The sequence below is a fragment of the Brevibacterium sp. Mu109 genome (assembly GCF_900169375.1).
In the GTDB taxonomy this organism is placed as follows: Bacteria; Actinomycetota; Actinomycetes; order Actinomycetales; family Brevibacteriaceae; genus Brevibacterium; species Brevibacterium yomogidense_A.
The window spans coordinates 1-15,845 of the sequence record NZ_FXZF01000034.1; the positions used below are offsets into that span (position 1 = coordinate 1).

Genomic DNA, 15,845 nt, shown 5'->3' on the forward strand with positions numbered 1-15,845 from the left:
ACTCTCGTGCACAGGCTCGTGGTCCTCTGAGATTCGGATGTCTTGACAACACCCATCACAGCAGGACCACGAGCCGTTCTACGTCAACGACGCGACGCTCCCCATCACCACGAACCGGGAAGAGCCGGATAAGCCGCCGGATCATAGATCGGGACGTGGTACGAAATGTCGACGCGACCGTCAGCGAGAGCATCGTCGATCTCCGGGTAGCCCGCGATCGCCTGCCCCCACACCATGTCCAGGGAGATCTTCCCGCCCGACCGTTCTTCGATCTCCTCGGCGAATGCGTGTCCCGCCACTGCCGCCGGTGTGTCCGGCGACGAGCCGCTCGGCTGGTAGACGAGCGTGACGGGTTCGAGGTCGTCGATCACTGCATCGACATCCTCCTGCGATGCCCCGTAGGCGAACCCTTCGCCGCCTGCGGAGCCGTTCTCAGTGCCGACAGCGCCTGCGCATCCGGAGACGAGGAGCAGCGGGACTATTCCAGTCGTCGCGAGGGCTGCCTGGAGCGGGCTGCGAGGAAGCATCTTTCTCCTTCGAAAGGGTGCTCATCATCTGTGCTGCGCCTGTCGACTATGACCGGTGCAGTCAGTTTATGAAATCGACGTCGGTTTCACATTTCATGCTATAGCCGAGCATCGGGTCGGACAAGGGCACGTCCGCATACCGGCCGATCAGACACATCCGCGCTGACCACAGCGCTGCGACGGACAGACCACACTGCTTCAGCGGGCAGACCACAGCGCTGCGACGTGCAGAGACGCGAAGAGGGGCACCGGATCCCGGTGCCCCTCTGCGGTCTCTGCGAGACCGGTCGCCTCACTCCCCGATCTTCACGACCGTCTTGCCGAAGTTCTTGCCCTCGAGCATGGCGTTGAACGCATCGAGCACGTTGTCGAAGCCGTCGATGACCTCTTCCTGGTACTTCACGTCGCCGGACTTCACCCACGCCGTCATGTCGCGCAGGAAGTCGTCGTGCATCGCCTCGACGAACTCCGACTGGATGAAGCCGCGGATCGTCAGCGACTTGGTCAGCGACATCCGCATGACCTTCTCCATCGACCCGGCCGGAGCGAATTCGGCCGTCCCGTTGTAGTTCGCGACCATGCCGCACACCGGGACGCGGCCGTAGAGGTTGAGGCGCGGAAGCACGGCCTGCCACACGGGTCCGCCCACGTTCTCGAAGTACACGTCGATCCCGTCCGGAGCCGCCGCCTTGAGCGCGCCCCGCAGATCGTCGCCGCGGTGATCGAGCGCCTCGTCGAAGCCGAACTCCTTCAGCAGCGCGACCTTCTTCTCGCCGCCTGCGATGCCGATCGCCTTCGCGCCCTTGATCTTCGCGATCTGCCCGACGGCCGACCCCACGGGCCCGGTCGCCGCGGCAACGGCTACGGTCTCGCCCTCCTGCGGCTTCCCGATCGCCAGCAGTCCTGCATACGCCGTGAAGCCGGGCATGCCCAGCACGCCCAGTGCGGTCGTCATCGGCACCTCGTCCGGGTTCAGCACCCGCAGCCCTGCCGCGTCCTCGACCGAGTACTCCGCCCAGCCGCCGTAGCCCAGGACCACGTCGCCCACGGCGACGGCGTCGGATTCGGTGGCGACGACCTCGGACACGGTGGCGCCCACCATGAGGCCGCCGATCTCGACCGGCGGCGCGTAGGACTTCGCATCGTCCATGCGGCCGCGCATGTACGGATCGAGCGACAGGTAGAGGGTGCGCAGGACGGCCTGGCCCTCGCGCGGTGTGGGGATGGGCTTCGAGACGATGTCGAAGTCGTCTGCGGTGGGAGCGCCCTGAGGGCGGGCGGCGAGGCGATAGCTGCGGTAGGTCTCAGTCATGTGATCCACACTACTAGGCTGGTGAGCATGCCCGCCCACCCCACGCTGCTGCTGACGGCCTTCGGCCCGTTCGGCGGCGACCCGTACAACCCCACCGAGCACGCGCTGGCGCCCGTCGCCGAGGCCGCTGCCGCCTCCGCGCACGTCGTCACCGAGGTGCTCCCGGTCGAGTTCGACGCCGCGAGCACGCGGATCCGTCACCTCGTGCGGACCCACAAACCGGATGTGGTCGTGAGTCTCGGGCTCGCTGCCGGGCGCACCGCCGTCACTCCCGAACGGGTGGCCATCAACCTCGCCGAGGCTCGCATCCCCGACGAATCCGGCGCTCGGCCCGTCGGCCTCCCCCTGCGAGACGCCGCACCGGCGGCGCACTTCTCGACTCTGCCGCTCACCGCGATGGTCGCAGCGATCGCGGACACCGAGGTGCCCGCGGCCCTGTCGTACTCCGCGGGCGCGTTCGTCTGCAACGCGGTGATGTTCGCCGGTCTCGATGAGATCGCCGCCCTCAGGGCGGAGGACCCGACCGCGCCCGAGGCCGTCGCCGGCTTCATCCACGTCCCGCAGGTGGAGGATGGCGGGATGACTCAGGCGGAGATCACACGCGGCGTCACCGCCGCTGTCGTCACCGCGGTCGAGCACCGGGGCGAGCCGCCCGTCCCCGCGGGGACGGGCGACGCGCGCACGAGCTCCGACACGACTGCGCCGGGGGTCGGCGCCACGGAGTAGTGGTTCTCCCTCGTAGCGGCCATCCCCCGGCGCAGTCGCACACGTACCGCCGCAGCCGTCAGGCGCGGTCCGGGTCCTGGCGATCCTGGTCCTGTTCCCGACGGTCCTGCTCCTGATCCTGCCGGTCGCGATCCTGGTCGCCGCGATCCCGGTCCTGACCATCTCGGTCCCGGTCATCCCGATCCTGGTCATCCCGGTCGCCGTCACCCCTGTCGCCGTCGCCGCCCGAGCCGTCACCCGGCTCCGCGCCGTCCCAGTCGTCGGAGCCGTAGTGCACGTCCACACTGCCGCTCTCCGAGGAGACCGTCACGGGGACGACGCCCTCGCCGGGAGCCGTCTGCTGCACGGCGACGTCGGTCCATCCGGACGACGAGCTCGCATTCACCGAGTAGCCCGCCACGTCCTGCGCGCTCAGGCGCTCCTCGCGCGGCAGTGCGACTGTCACCGCTCCGTTCCTCGCGTGTGCCTCGATGCCCTCCAGAGGCACCGCGGCTTCGCTGAATCCGAGGTCGATCGCACCCGTCGCGGTCTGCGCCGAGGCGGTTCCGTCCACAGCGAGCTCAGGTGCGTCGATGTAGCCGGTCGTCGTCTCGAGAGTCAGATCCGTCATCGTCCCGGACACGCTGAGGAGACCCGTCCTCGTCCGCGCATCGACCGTGTTCGCGTCGACGTCGATCTCCATCGCCCCTGCCTGCGATTCCACGTTCACGGCACCGAACTCACCGGCCAGTGCGACGAAGCCGAAGTCGCTCGTCACATCGAGGTCGATGGGGTTCTCCTGGCCGGCCGGCAGCTCGACCGTCAGTGTGTCGCCGGATCCGACGTTCGGAGCCCACCAGCGGAACTCGGGCTTCGTCTGCGGCAGGGCGACCGTGACGGTCGACCCGTCCGCGGAGATGTCAGGAGCAGTGACCTCTGCGGATGCGCCCTCGTACGAGTGCAGGACCCGCGGCGCATCGATGTCATCGCGCACCTCCACCTCCACGGATGCGCTGCTCACATCGATCGCGAGGGCTTCGAAGTCCGCCGGGAGCTCGTGCGTCGTCTCCTCATACGTCAGTGTCGACAGTCCGACTCCGGTGTAGGCGAGCGCGGAGACCGGAACCAGCAGTGCGAGGACTCCGACCACCGCGACTCCCACGCGCATGAGCGATCGCGGCGCGGTGCCGACAGTCAGCGGCCGGGACGGGCCGGCCGAATCGGAGGTCGGCGGCTTCGGCGGGGCCTGGTGCGTGGCTCCCGCCGCCGGCTGGGGTCCGGGGACATGCGGTCCCGGGGAGCTCGGTCCTGGTCCGTTCGGTCCGGGCTGAGGCTGGTACTGGCCCGCAGCGACGTGGTTCGGCTGTGGCTGTCCCTGGTAGTGACCCTGGTACGGGCCCTGGGCATACGGGCCGCCCTGGGGGTTCTGGGGGTTCTGATTGAACTGAGGGTCCGGAGTATTCGGGGTGCTCATGATGTTTCCTCATGGTCATCGCAGCGTGCGCGTTGTGCGCGACTGCCGCGGAGGGTCTGCTGTGTCGTGGGGCGCATACCGGTGTCGGATGCGCCGGTGCGGTGGTGCGGAGCGCTCATGCTGCTCACGCGTCCAGGAAACGCAGGACGGCGAGGACGCGGCGGTTCTCGGCTGTGTCTGCGGAGAGGCCGAACTTCGTGAAGATCGAGCTGATGTGCTTCTCCACGGCTCCGGCGGACAGGTACATCGTCGAGGCGATGGCGGAGTTCGACTTGCCCGATGCCATGTGCTCGAGCACTTCGCGCTCCCGCCCGCTGAGGCCGGCCAGTCCATCCTGCTTCCGCGAGCGGACGAGGATCTGGGAGACGACCTCGGGATCGAGGACGGTGCCGCCGGCGGCCACTTCTTCAACTGCGTCGAGGAAGTCGCCGACGTCTGCGACGCGGTCCTTCAGGAGGTAGCCGAAGCTGGCTCCTCCGCCGGCGATCAGCTCGCTCGCGTAGCGCTCCTCGACGTACTGGCTGAGCACCAGCACTCCCACGTCGGGGTTCTGCTCCCGGATGAGCGTGGCGGCCCGGATGCCCTCGTCCGTGAACGTCGGAGGCATCCGCACGTCCACGACGGCGAGGTCGGGGTTGAGAGCGGCGACCGAGCTCAGCAGGCCGCTGGCCTCTGCCACCGCACCGACGACCTCGTGCCCGGAGTCGGTCAGCAGTCGGGAGATGCCCTCCCGGAGCAGGACGTTGTCTTCAGCGATCACGATGCGCATGGCACCTCCGCAACGATAGTGGTCGGACCGCCGATGGGGCTGGTGACCGTGAGTGTTCCCTTGGCTGATGCGATGCGGTCGGCCAGGCCGGCGAGCCCGGTCGAGGTGCCGCTGCGGTCGATGCGCGCTCCGCCTGTGCCGTCGTCGACCACGACGATCTGCAGGCGGCCCGGCTCCGAGCTGCGCACGGACACCCGAGCGCTGCGTGCCTGTGCGTGCTTGGCGATGTTCGTCAGCGATTCCGCGACGACGAAGTACGAGACGCTCTCCGCTTCCTTGTTCACGTCAGCGGGCACCTGCACGTCGACCGCGACGGGCACGGACGACCGTGCGGCGAGCGCACTGACCGCGGCGTCCAGGCCGCGGTCCTCGAGCACTGCCGGGTGGATCCCGCGTGCCAGCTGGCGCAGCTCCGTGATCGCGTCCTTCGAGTCCTGGTGGGCCTCGGCGACGAGTTCCTTGCCGCCCTCCGGGTCCGTGTCGAGCTTCCTCCGCGCCATCCCCAGCTTCATGCTGAGCGCGACGAGCATCGGCTGGACGCCGTCGTGCAGGTCGCGCTCGATCCGCAGCCGCTCCGTCGTCGCCGCGTCGACCGCCCCGCTGCGTGCGGTCTCGAGGACTCCCACCTCACGGGTGAGCGTGTCGCGCTCGGCTCGCAGTGCGGCGGCCCGCGTGGGCGGCAGCAGGCTGCGGTCCAGCAGTCGGTCCAGGACGGGCGACAGGCCGAGGATCACCAGGGCGACGACCGCGGCCGCGGCGCCGGCGATGGCGCTTCCGACACGGCCGCCCGTCGACGCCTCGGCGGAAATGAGGCTGTCGACGACCGCGGGGTTGACGGCGGAGGTGAGGGCGAACGTCGCGAAGGTCAGACCCGCCAGCAGGAGGATCCCGATGACCCCGCCGTAGAGGGTCTTCACGAGATGGTGCGCGGTCGACCTCCAGAATCCCTGCGACGTGAGGATGAGCCACTGCTGATGCAGCCAGCCCGGGAAGCCGGTGCGGCGGGTCCTCCGCGCGGCCGGAACGAGGTTCTGCTCGCCGTAGACCGCCTCCGATCGCACGCGCTCGAGGTGATTGACCCCGCGCTGCAGGAAGAACCACGCGGCGAGCGCGAAGATGCCCGCGCCCAGGGCGAAGATCCCGCCCACGCCGGTGAAGAAGAGGGCGATGGGGATCCAGAGCCACACGACGGTGAGCACCGCGGAGACCAGGACATTGAGCACCCCCATGACCCAGGGCATGCGCTGGGGCTCGAAGAGGCGGACGCTGTCTGCCGCGTCCGGGCCGTGGGTCCGGGGCGCCGTCTGCGCGGGGCTCACAGCCTGGTTCGGCTGCGCGGTGCCGGCGTGCTCCGGCACTTCCATCACAGCCGTCGGGGCGGGGATGGGTGTGGTCGTGGTCGCTGCGGGAGTGGCCGCTGTGGGAGTGGTCGCTGCGGGAGTGGTCGGACTGTCGTCGTCGGGCCGCGGTGGCAGCGGCCTCGTGGTCTGCTCGTCGTTCATGTCATCCACTCTCCGCCCCACGGCTGATCCGAGCCACGGGGTCAACAGCAGAGCTCGGTAGGGAAAACCCTAGTCGTCCCGCATGAGGACCCCACCTCACTACGATGGGGGACAGAACCGATGCGGTCTCCGGCTGCGGCCGCGTTCCCGCCATCGGACCGCAGAACCCCCATCCAGGGAGCCCCCTCGCATGACCCAATCCATGCAGTTCCTTCCGCCGCGGCGCTCCAGGCAGCGCACCCGCGTGCTGCTCACCGCCGCGGTGATCCTGGGCATCCTGAACTCGATCGCCTATCACTCCGCTGCGCTCGGGGGCTGGATCCCGCACCTGCACGTGACCGATCGACAGCTGGTGGGAGTGCTGCTGGGCTCGGACCTGATCCTGGGGCTGCTGGCCCTGTCCCTCGTGCCCGCGGCGATCGCACACGACACGGAGGAGCTCGAGGAGGACTCCTACATCGGGCCGCCGTCGGCACTCGTCGGAGGACTCGTCGTGATCACGGTGTGGCAGATCGCTCCCTTGGCGATGGCTGCCGGAGCGGTCGTCATCATCTCCATCTCCTCGCGCGTCTCCGCGTCGTGGACCGTCCCTGCGATCTGCGCGTCGATCCTGTCCGCGCTCATCTCCCAACTGGCGTTCCAGCCGCAGCAGACGGAGATCAGCTGGGGGGCGATCGGGGCGACCACGATCATCACCCTGGTCCTCGTCGCCCTGGGAACGGTCCGCGGGAAGCACCTCCGCTCCCTGCGAAGGCCGCCCGACGGTTCCGCGGGCTAAGGGGCGAGCGCGGCGAGCGGGGCGACCACGGAGAGCACGGCGGGCGCGGCGACAAGTTCCCGCTCGGCTCGCTGACCTGGAGCGGGGCGCCCGGCCTCGCTAGATCGAATGAACGTTCTGTGGTTGGCTGAAGTCACGCACCCGGCGACGAAGCGGGGTGACCGATTCTTCAGGAGGAACCCCATGAAGGTGTTCGAAGTCGCGTCAGCAGGAGCCCCCGCGCAGGAAGCGGACAGGCCCACTCCGGATCTCACCGGCAAGGAGGTGCTGGTCCGGATCACGAACTCGGGTGTGTGTCATTCCGACGTCCACTGCGCGGAGGGCTTCTTCGACATGGGCGACGCCGGCAAGATGCCGGTCGAGTCGATGGGGATGTCATTCCCGCTGGTGCTCGGCCACGAGATCGTCGGTGAGGTCACCGCTGTCGGTCCCGATGCGAGCCTCACCCCGGGCACGGAGAAGTTCATCGTGTTCCCCTGGATCGGCTGCGGAGAGTGCGGCGCATGCAGCGAGGACCGCGAGAACTACTGCACCGGTGCGCGCAGGAACCTGTCCCTCCAGCACGATGGGGGCTTCGCCCGCGAGGTGTGGGTCCCCGACGAGCGCTACCTCATCCCGGTCGGCGATCTCGATCCCAGCTGGGCTGCGACGCTCGCCTGCTCCGGCCTCACCGGCTACGCCGCAGTGTCGAAGGCCCTCACGACCGAGGTCGACCGCCCGATCGCCGTCATCGGCACCGGCGGCGTGGGACTGAGTGCCGTCGTGCTCCTCAAGGCGCGTGGACACAAGAACGTCATCGCGGCGGACGTCTCCGAGGACTCGCTGAAGAATGCGGAGGCCGCCGGTGCGACCGCGACGGTCCTAACCACGGGAGAGAACCCCGTCAAGGACATCATCAATGCGGGCGGTGGGAAGCTCGCCGCCGTCATCGACTTCGTCAACAACACGGTGACATCCTCCATCGCGCTGGGCACGCTGGGGACCGGCGGGAAGCTGGTGAGCGTTGGTCTGTTCGGCGGCCAGCTCGCGTTCCCCACGACCGTCGTGGCGCTGCAGCAGCTGAAGATCGAGGGCAACTTCGTGGGCAATCTGCCCGAACTGCGCGAGCTCATCGAGCTGGCGAAGTCGACGCAGCTGCCCCAGCTGCCCATCACGGAGAAGCCGCTCGAGGCCGCAGAGGTGAGCGCCGCGCTGACCGCGATCACCGAGGGCACGATCTCCGGCCGCACAGTGCTCGTCGCGGACTGACAGTGCCCGCGAGTGAGTGCAATCCGGCCCCCGAAAGCATTTTCGGGGGCCGGATTGCACTCACTCGATCGGACGACAGGCGTCCGTGAGGCGTCTACCTCAGGCGGACACCGTCTGCTCGAGGTTCGCGCGCACCAGAGCGAAGCCCTCTGCCCACGCGACCAGGTCCTCGACCATGGGAGCGAACGTCTGCGCGGAGACCTCCTCCGGAGCGAACGAACCGTCCTGGAAGTCGGTGAAGACCGAGAACGACGCGGTGCCGCGCACCGTCGCCGCGCGGAAGTTCGCGAAGACCAGTCGCCACGCCTCCACCGCGCGCACGCCCTTGTCCGCTCCGTAGCTCACGAAGGCGACGGGCTTGTGGGCGAACTCCTGGCCGACGAAGTCGATCGCGTTCTTGAGCGGGCCGGGCACCGAGTGGTTGTACTCGGGCGTCACGACGATGTAGGCGTCGAACGGGCTGAGTGCCGCCGCCCAGGCCTTCGTGTGCTCGTTCTCGTACATGGCGGCTCCACCGGGGATCGCCTCGTCGAGGATCGGCAGGTCGTACGCACCGAAGTGCAGGACCTCGAAGTCGAGTCCGCGCTCGGTCAGCTGCGTCGAGACCCAGTCGACGACCTGCGGGTTGAGTGCTCCGGGACGGCTGCTGCCTGCGATGACTCCGATGCGCATGTGTGCTCCTCCTCGTGCCCGCGCGACGCGGGACAATGTAGTTGAGTTTCCAACTACACGATACGTCCATCACGAGACGCCGTCAGCGTGAGAACCCCCACCTCACGAGGGGGAATACACCTCAGATGCGACCGGTCTTCAGAATGTCGAGCGCGTATGACGCGAGGGATTCGACGCTCGCCCCCGCCTCCTCGGGATCCACGTCGATGTCGCCCATCTTCCCCTGCTTCAGCCGCGTGTAGACCCCTTCGCGGATGCACGCGAGCTTCCAGGCGGCGAACGCCGAGTAGTACGGCACGTTCGAGGTGTCGCGGCCCGTCAGCGTCGAGTAGTGCGCCGACAGCTCCTCCGCGCTCGGAGACCCGTCCTCCTCCCCGGGGGTCCAGATGCCGGTGAGCGAGTCGTCCACGAACATCATGGCCATCAGGTATCCCAGGTCCGTGACGACGTCGCCGATCGACGACAGCTCCCAATCGACGATCGCCTGCACATCGCCCGTGGACCGGTCGAAGAGCATGTTGTTCGGCTTCACGTCCCCGTGGACCATGCCGGTGGTGGTCTCCGGCGGGATGTCTTTCGACAGCGCCGCCTGGACCTCGCCGATGATCGGCAGGTCGCGGGTCGTGATCGCCTCGTACTGGCCCAGCCACCGCCGCAGCTGGCGCTCCACGAAGCCGCCGGGACGGCGCAGGTCCCCCAGTCCGATCGCATCGACGTCGACTGCGTGCACCTTCGACAGCGCACTGACCATGTCCAGCATCGACTCGCGGACCGACCCGCTCTCCGGGATGAGCTCGAGGTCCTCCGGCGCGTGGATCGTGAACCCCGGGCAGTGGTCCTGGAAGACGAACGGCACCTCGAGCACGTCCGGATCATCGACGATCTCCAGGACGTTCGGCACCGGCACGGGGGTGGGCCCCATGGCGGCCATGATCCGACCCTCGCGCTGGACGTCATGCGCGCTGCCGCCCGTGTGGCCGAGCGGCGGACGCCGCAGCACCCACCGGGGCGCGCCGTAGTACGTCACGGTGAATGTGAGGTTCGAGCGCCCCACGGAGAGCACCTGGAATCCGACGGCATCGGCGTCGACGCCCTGCTGCTGCGCGATCCATGCGCGGACGCGCGGGCCGTCGATTCCTCGCGGATCAGCGGTGCTCTGCTCTGGGCCGGACTGCTCCGGGCTGGACTGTTCTGCGGTCATCGCCGTCGGTCTCCTCACTGAAGGGGCATCGCACCCGCGGACCCCATGGCGTCCTCGCCACACGCACGTCCGCGCCTGCACATCGCGCACGCGGGCACGCGTTGTCGGAACGTCTCACCACTCAAACTGATCAAACGTTCGGCCTGTATGCCCACTACGCTAGAAAGGTCTGTCGTGACCGTCAAGCGCGGCCCCACACCCTGGATGGCCCCGCACGACCCGTGCGCGACTATGGTCGATCAGGATCGCTTCGACGAGGAATGAGGAGACTTCGATGACCGCTCTGCCCGGCACTGCCCCATCGTCCACCCCGGGACCCCTGGACGGGATCGTGGTCGCGGACTTCGCGCGCGTGCTCGCCGGCCCGTACTGCACGATGCTGCTGGCGGATCTGGGCGCGACGGTCATCAAGGTCGAGAGCCCCGACGGCGATGACACCCGCGGCTGGATGCCTCCCGTGTACAAGGACCAGGCCAGCTACTACCAGGCGGTGAACCGCAACAAGCATTCGATCGCGCTCGACCTCAAGGACGAGGACGATCGCGAGACCGCACGTCGGATCGCGACCCGCGCAGACGTCTTCGTCCACAACTTCAAGCCGGGCTCCATCGAGCGCCTGGGCTTCGGCTACGACGACGTCCGTGCGCTGAATGAGTCGATCATCTACGCGCACATCAGCGGGTTCGGCACGAAGGGCGGCGCAGCGCTGCCCGGCTACGACGTGCTCGTCCAGGGCATGGCGGGACTCATGGACATGAACGGAGACCCGGACGGGCACCCGGTCCGCTCGGGGATCTCCCTCTTCGACCTCACGACGGGGATGATGACGGCGCTGGGCATCACCGCCGCCGTCCGCCACCGCGATCTCACCGGTGAGGGCCAGCTCGTCGAGAACAACCTCATGAGCAACGCGGTCTTCACGATGCTCAACCAGTACCAGTCCGCCGCCACGCACGGCGACGTCCCCACGCGCGGCGGCGCCGAGCACGCCTCGATCTACCCGTACAACGCGTTCCCCACCGGCGATGGCGACCTCATCGTGGTGGGAGCGAACAACGGCCAGTTCGCTCGGCTGTCTGCAACCCTGGGGCACCCCGAATGGGCCGACGACGAGCGGTTCAACTCGCCGGAGAAGCGCAACCGCAACCGTGGCGAGCTGCGCCCGCTGCTGGAGGAGGCGCTGTCCCACAAGGGCAAGGACGAATGGTTCGGTCTGCTGCGCGAGGCCGGACTCCCCTGCTCGCCGGTGCAGAACGTGGGCGAGGGCCTGCAGACCGCACAGGACCTCGGCCTGGACCCGATCTGGCACACGGACGACCCGGACTCCGTCGCGACGATCCGGAACTCGCTGTCGATGTCGGCCACTCCGCCCACCTACCGCAAGGAACCGCCGAAGCTCGGCGAGGACGGCGACGCGATCCGCGCGTGGCTGGCCACCGACTGACACTCAGTCGGCGAACCCGCTGTCTCCCGAGGCCCTCCACACACGTCGTGGAGGGCCTCTTCCTCTGCGCCGGCGCCGGTTCTTCCACGGCCCAGCCCCCACCTCGTCACTGCCTCGTCACTGACTCGTCCGAGGCCCCGTCGCCACCCCGCCCGAGGCCCCATCCGAGGACCCGCCCGAGGACCCGTCCGAAGCCCCATCCGAGGCCCCGTCCGACCCTCGGTCCGCCCTCCTCTGCCGGGCCACCCCTTGCCGAAGACACGCTGCAGGCATACGATGTCTCTCACAAGAACGTTCGTTCTTGTGAGAGCGGCCGGCGCAGCCCGCACCGGCCGCCGCACCTCGAGATCGCGGCGCACAGCCCGCGGCACCCCTAGAACTCCCCCGAAACGGACTGACGATGAAGTCTCTCGCTGCTGGCCTGTCCCGCGCGTTCTACAGGTTCCTGCCCGAATCACTCGTCGTGGCGGTGTTCCTCACCTTCGTGACGTTCATCCTCGCGATCGCCGTGGAGCGGCAGAACCCGATCGACGTCACCCGGATGTGGGGCGGATCCGCGTGGGACCTCCTCGCGTTCTCCATGCAGATCGCGATGCTCCTGCTCACCGGCTACATGCTGGCGAACACCCCGCTGGTCGACCGCGGTCTCAACGTCCTGGCGAGCCGCATCAGCAGCCCCCGGGTCGCCGTCGGCATCGCAACCTTCGCAGGTGCCCTGGGCACATGGCTCAACGTGGGCTTCGGACTGGTGATCGGCGTCGTGCTCGCCCGCAAGCTCGCGCGGACCGTCCCCGGACTGCACTACCCGCTCGCCGTCGCCGGCGGCTATGCGGGCTTCTCGCTCTACGGCATAGGGCTCTCCGGCACGATCCCGCTGACGATCGCCACCCCGGGCCACATCCTCGAAGAGCAGATGGGGATCATCCCCACCTCGGAGACGATCTTCCATCCGCTCGTGCTGGCCACCAGCATCGTCGTCATCCTCGTCATGCCGGTATTCCTCGCATTCCTCCACCCGTCGCGCAAGGACGAGGTCATCGAGTTCGCGGAGCCGCCAGTCCAGGAAGAGGCCCCCGCGGCCGCCGAGGACGAGTCCCGCAACACCTTCGCGGACCGCCTCAACGCCAATCCGCTGGTCGGCATCCTGCTGGGCGCCGTCGGGCTCTTCTACACAGTCCTGCACTTCGCCGGCGGCGAGGGCGTGAACTTCGACATCATCAACCTCACCTTCCTGTCCCTCGCCCTGCTGCTGTTCGCACGGCCGAACAACATCCTGATGGGGCTGCGCACAAGCATCGGCGTGGTCGCAGGCGTCCTCCTCCAGTACCCGCTCTACGCCGGGATCATGGGCGTGCTCGCCGGGTCCGGCCTCATGATCACCTTCGCCGGGGGCTTCGTCGCGATCTCCACCCCGGAGACCCTGCCGTTCTTCAGCTTCCTCGCCGGTGGCCTCATCAACCTCTTCGCCCCGTCGGGCGGCGCCCAGTGGGCAGTCCAGGGGCCGATCATGATCGAGGCGGCCCAGCAGATGGGCGCGAACCACGCGGCCACGGCACTGGGTGTGGCCTACGGCGACCAGTGGACGAACGCCATCCAGCCGTTCTGGATCATCCCGGTGCTCGCGATCTCCGGCATCAAGCTGCGCGAGGTCATGGGCTACCTCTTCCTCGTCCTGATCTTCCTGGGCGTGGTCTACGGCGCCTCGATCCTGCTGCTCGGGTTCCTGTGAGGATCCCGGCCGCGCCCCACGCACCCGCGCCCCACGCACCCGTGCCCCACGCACCGCTGGCGCGCACACGCCCAGCACCCGCACCCCAGCCGCCCGCCTCACAGTCGGGCCGGATCGCCGGCCCGCGAAAGGACCTACGGTGACCTCACCCGCATTCCCCTCACTCGGCGCCCTGCCCGGGATCGCCCCCGGCACTCTGCTGGCGACGATCGCCGTCACGACGGAGTCGGGCACGCTCGGCCTCGCAGACGGAGCCGCCGCCTCAGCCCTGCGCCCGCTGGCCGCCGGCTCGGGCGACGTCCGGGCCGCGCGCATCGCCCTGGCACCCGGCGCCTCCGTCCCCGGCGATGCGCCGACGACCGCGCAGGCCGAGGCCGTCGTGACCGCACTCGTCGGCACCCGCGAGGGCACCGTCGCCGAGGTCGCCGTCACCCTCACGAGCACACCCACCGCCGACGTCCCCACGGCCGACGCCGAGGTCCTGGGCACCGTCGAGCTCTCCGTCCTCACGGACCTGCCGGCCCCGCAGCCCGGCGCGGCTCCCGGCACCCGCGAGTGGGCGGGCCTCCTGCAGGAGAAGCTCACCGCGGACAAGGAGTTCTCGGACCTCATCGAGACGTATGACGGCACGATCGGACTGCGGATCGGCGGACGCGAGGTCCACATCCGCGGCTACCGCGGCAGGGTGCTGGAAGTGACCTCCCGCTCGATCAGGGGAGCGGACTTCGTCATCGACATCAGCGGAGCGGAGTTCGTCTCCCTCATGAGAGCAGAATCCAACATGTTCATGGAGTCCGCGATGCTCAGGCGGCTCAGCTCCTCGGGCTCAGGGTACGAGTACCTCCGGATGACGACCGCCCTCATCCGCGTCATCGACCTGTGCCGCGGCCTCGCCGCCGAGGCCGGCTGGGGTCACCCCGCAGCCGCCACCGACACCGCACGCTCGGAAGGAGCCTCGGCATGACCACGACCTCCCCCTCATCCCCCGGCGCAGCCACGGCCGGCGACGGCGGCGCCGCAGCCGCTCAGCCGGCGACGGCCTCGGCGACGACCGCCTCCGCGACGGATCCCATCGCAGCGGACCGCCCCGCGCGCACCGCGCTGCGCGCGCACCAGCTGGAGCTCGACGGCCGCCTGGTGTTCGTCCAGGACTGGGGGCCGGTCGACGGTCTCCCGGTCCTCGCGATCCACACCGCCGGGCAGTCCGGCGTCCAGTACCGCGACGCCGCTCGCGAACTCACCGCCCACGGCTACCGGGTGATCGTCCCGGACATGCCGGGGCACGGGCATTCGGAGCAGGCGCCCGGCGGGCCGGTCACGGACCTGGGCGACTACGCGGAGTTCTGCATCCGGGTGCTCGACGCGCTCGAGGTGGCGCATCCCGTCGTCATCGGCTGCTCGATCGGCGGCAAGATCTCCCTGGATGTGGGCATCCGCATGGGTGACCGCGTCCGCGCGGTGGTCGCGATGGCGGCGAACGCGGATCGCGGCCAGGTGAATGTGAAGGCGATGCGGCGCGAGCTCAACGACATCTCCACCCCGTCCCGCTCCGATCGCACGTACTGGGGCACGCGCGCCGTCGTCGGCAGCGCGGTCCCGGAGGCCCGCCGCGAGATCATCGCCCGCATGCACCGCCGCGAGGATCCGGACATCTCGAACTCCGACCTCATCGGCTGGGGCACGCACGACATCTTCGACCGACTGCCGGAGATCACCGCGCCCGCCCACCTGGTGGCCGGCAGCGGGGACCTCTGGATCGACCCGGACACCGTCCGCCGCGCCGCCGCGCAGATCCCCGGCGCGCAGTACACCCTGCTCGAGGGGATCGGCCACTACCCCATGGAGGAGATGCCGGACTTCGCACCGGTCCTCCACGGCTGGATCCAGGACGCCCTCGCATCCGACGCCCGGACGGGGCAGGATCAGAGTGGGCCCGGTCAGAGTGGGCGCGATCAGAGCAGGCAGGATCAGAGCACGCACGTTCAGAGCGGGCTGGATCAGCCCGGGCAGGCCCATGGAGACACAGGAGGTTCACTCTCATGACGACCACGCGCACTCTCTACGGCCATCTGAGCGACTGGGCCGCGGCGGATCCCGACCGCGTCCTCGTGCTGCAGCTGGATCCGGGCGACCTCGGCATGACGCGGGTGACCGCCGATGCCCTCCTCGCCCGCACCCACACCCTCGCGGCGTGGCTGCGCGACCACGGCGTGGGCGAGGGCGACTGCGTCGCCGTGTGGCTGCCGTCGTGGGCCGAGTCCTACGCGTGGCAGTTCGCGGCGTCCGCCGTGGGCGCCCACGTGATCGGCGTGAACACCCGCTACAACGTGGCGGAGGTGAGCCACGTGCTCGTCAAGGGGCTCTTCCGGTTCTAGAGTGCGTGAGCGGTCCCTGCTTGCCGGGTCTCGGTGATGAATGAGAAGCGACCTTGGGCGAAGATAGAAGTTCCTCAACTCGTCTCTCACCCAAGGCCGCACCATGCAA

The 15,845-nt window shown here is 69.0% G+C and carries 15 protein-coding genes; 8 read left to right on the plus strand and 7 right to left on the minus strand.

What is annotated here, in order from left to right:
* Nucleotides 1-104 precede the first annotated feature (104 nt).
* Nucleotides 105-527 carry a hypothetical protein gene (locus BSP109_RS14760; RefSeq protein ID WP_101601633.1) on the minus strand — a complete coding sequence of 141 codons (423 nt, stop codon included), beginning with the start codon at nucleotides 525-527 and terminating at the stop codon, nucleotides 105-107.
* Nucleotides 528-819: 292 nt separating this feature from the next.
* Complete coding sequence (locus tag BSP109_RS14765; protein WP_101601635.1) at nucleotides 820-1,839, minus strand: NADP-dependent oxidoreductase; 1,020 nt, start codon at nucleotides 1,837-1,839, stop codon at nucleotides 820-822.
* A 27-nt stretch (nucleotides 1,840-1,866) separates the two neighbouring features.
* Between BSP109_RS14765 and BSP109_RS14770 the strand changes: the two genes are divergently transcribed.
* Nucleotides 1,867-2,565, plus strand: a complete 699-nt coding sequence (locus BSP109_RS14770; protein ID WP_087003034.1) for a hypothetical protein — start codon at nucleotides 1,867-1,869, stop codon at nucleotides 2,563-2,565.
* Nucleotides 2,566-2,623: 58 nt separating this feature from the next.
* Here the strand turns inward: BSP109_RS14770 and BSP109_RS14775 are convergent, their stop codons facing one another.
* From BSP109_RS14775 to BSP109_RS14785, 3 genes are all read right to left on the minus strand, one after another.
* A complete protein-coding gene (locus tag BSP109_RS14775; RefSeq protein WP_101601637.1) occupies nucleotides 2,624-4,018 on the minus strand; it encodes a DUF4097 family beta strand repeat-containing protein in 1,395 nt (464 codons plus the stop codon).
* Between the two features lie 124 nt (nucleotides 4,019-4,142).
* Nucleotides 4,143-4,787 carry a response regulator transcription factor gene (locus tag BSP109_RS14780; protein WP_087003040.1) on the minus strand — a complete coding sequence of 215 codons (645 nt, stop codon included), beginning with the start codon at nucleotides 4,785-4,787 and terminating at the stop codon, nucleotides 4,143-4,145.
* A complete protein-coding gene (locus tag BSP109_RS14785) occupies nucleotides 4,775-6,289 on the minus strand; it encodes a sensor histidine kinase (RefSeq protein ID WP_101601638.1) in 1,515 nt (504 codons plus the stop codon). Before BSP109_RS14785 ends, BSP109_RS14780 begins: the two co-directional genes overlap by 13 nt.
* Before the next feature lie 190 nt (nucleotides 6,290-6,479).
* Here BSP109_RS14785 and BSP109_RS14790 point away from each other — a divergent pair, with 190 nt between their 5' ends.
* Nucleotides 6,480-7,067: a hypothetical protein gene (locus tag BSP109_RS14790; RefSeq protein ID WP_101601640.1), complete on the plus strand. Its 588-nt coding sequence runs from the start codon at nucleotides 6,480-6,482 to the stop codon at nucleotides 7,065-7,067.
* Nucleotides 7,068-7,250: 183 nt separating this feature from the next.
* Nucleotides 7,251-8,315, plus strand: a complete 1,065-nt coding sequence (locus tag BSP109_RS14795) for an alcohol dehydrogenase (RefSeq protein ID WP_087003048.1) — start codon at nucleotides 7,251-7,253, stop codon at nucleotides 8,313-8,315.
* A gap of 99 nt (nucleotides 8,316-8,414) precedes the next feature.
* Here BSP109_RS14795 and BSP109_RS14800 read toward each other — a convergent pair whose 3' ends face one another.
* Nucleotides 8,415-8,987, minus strand: a complete 573-nt coding sequence (locus tag BSP109_RS14800; protein WP_087003051.1) for an NADPH-dependent FMN reductase — start codon at nucleotides 8,985-8,987, stop codon at nucleotides 8,415-8,417.
* A gap of 121 nt (nucleotides 8,988-9,108) precedes the next feature.
* Entirely contained in the window at nucleotides 9,109-10,188 is a 1,080-nt protein-coding gene (locus BSP109_RS14805; protein WP_101601642.1) for a phosphotransferase family protein, read from the minus strand.
* Between the two features lie 274 nt (nucleotides 10,189-10,462).
* On the opposite strand from BSP109_RS14805, the gene BSP109_RS14810 reads away from it, so the two are divergent.
* From BSP109_RS14810 to BSP109_RS14830, 5 genes are all read left to right on the plus strand, one after another.
* The gene (locus tag BSP109_RS14810; protein WP_087003057.1) at nucleotides 10,463-11,632 is read left to right on the plus strand and encodes a CaiB/BaiF CoA-transferase family protein; all 1,170 of its coding nucleotides are present in this window, start codon (nucleotides 10,463-10,465) and stop codon (nucleotides 11,630-11,632) included.
* Between the two features lie 400 nt (nucleotides 11,633-12,032).
* Entirely contained in the window at nucleotides 12,033-13,361 is a 1,329-nt protein-coding gene (locus tag BSP109_RS14815; protein WP_101601643.1) for a short-chain fatty acid transporter, read from the plus strand.
* A gap of 139 nt (nucleotides 13,362-13,500) precedes the next feature.
* Nucleotides 13,501-14,325 carry a hypothetical protein gene (locus BSP109_RS14820; protein WP_087003062.1) on the plus strand — a complete coding sequence of 275 codons (825 nt, stop codon included), beginning with the start codon at nucleotides 13,501-13,503 and terminating at the stop codon, nucleotides 14,323-14,325.
* A complete protein-coding gene (locus BSP109_RS14825) occupies nucleotides 14,322-15,404 on the plus strand; it encodes an alpha/beta fold hydrolase (protein WP_219618569.1) in 1,083 nt (360 codons plus the stop codon). Before BSP109_RS14820 ends, BSP109_RS14825 begins: the two co-directional genes overlap by 4 nt.
* On the plus strand, nucleotides 15,401-15,736 hold the full coding sequence (locus tag BSP109_RS14830) for an AMP-binding protein (protein ID WP_101601645.1): 336 nt from the start codon (nucleotides 15,401-15,403) through the stop codon (nucleotides 15,734-15,736). Before BSP109_RS14825 ends, BSP109_RS14830 begins: the two co-directional genes overlap by 4 nt.
* The last annotated feature ends 109 nt before the right edge of the window (nucleotides 15,737-15,845 follow it).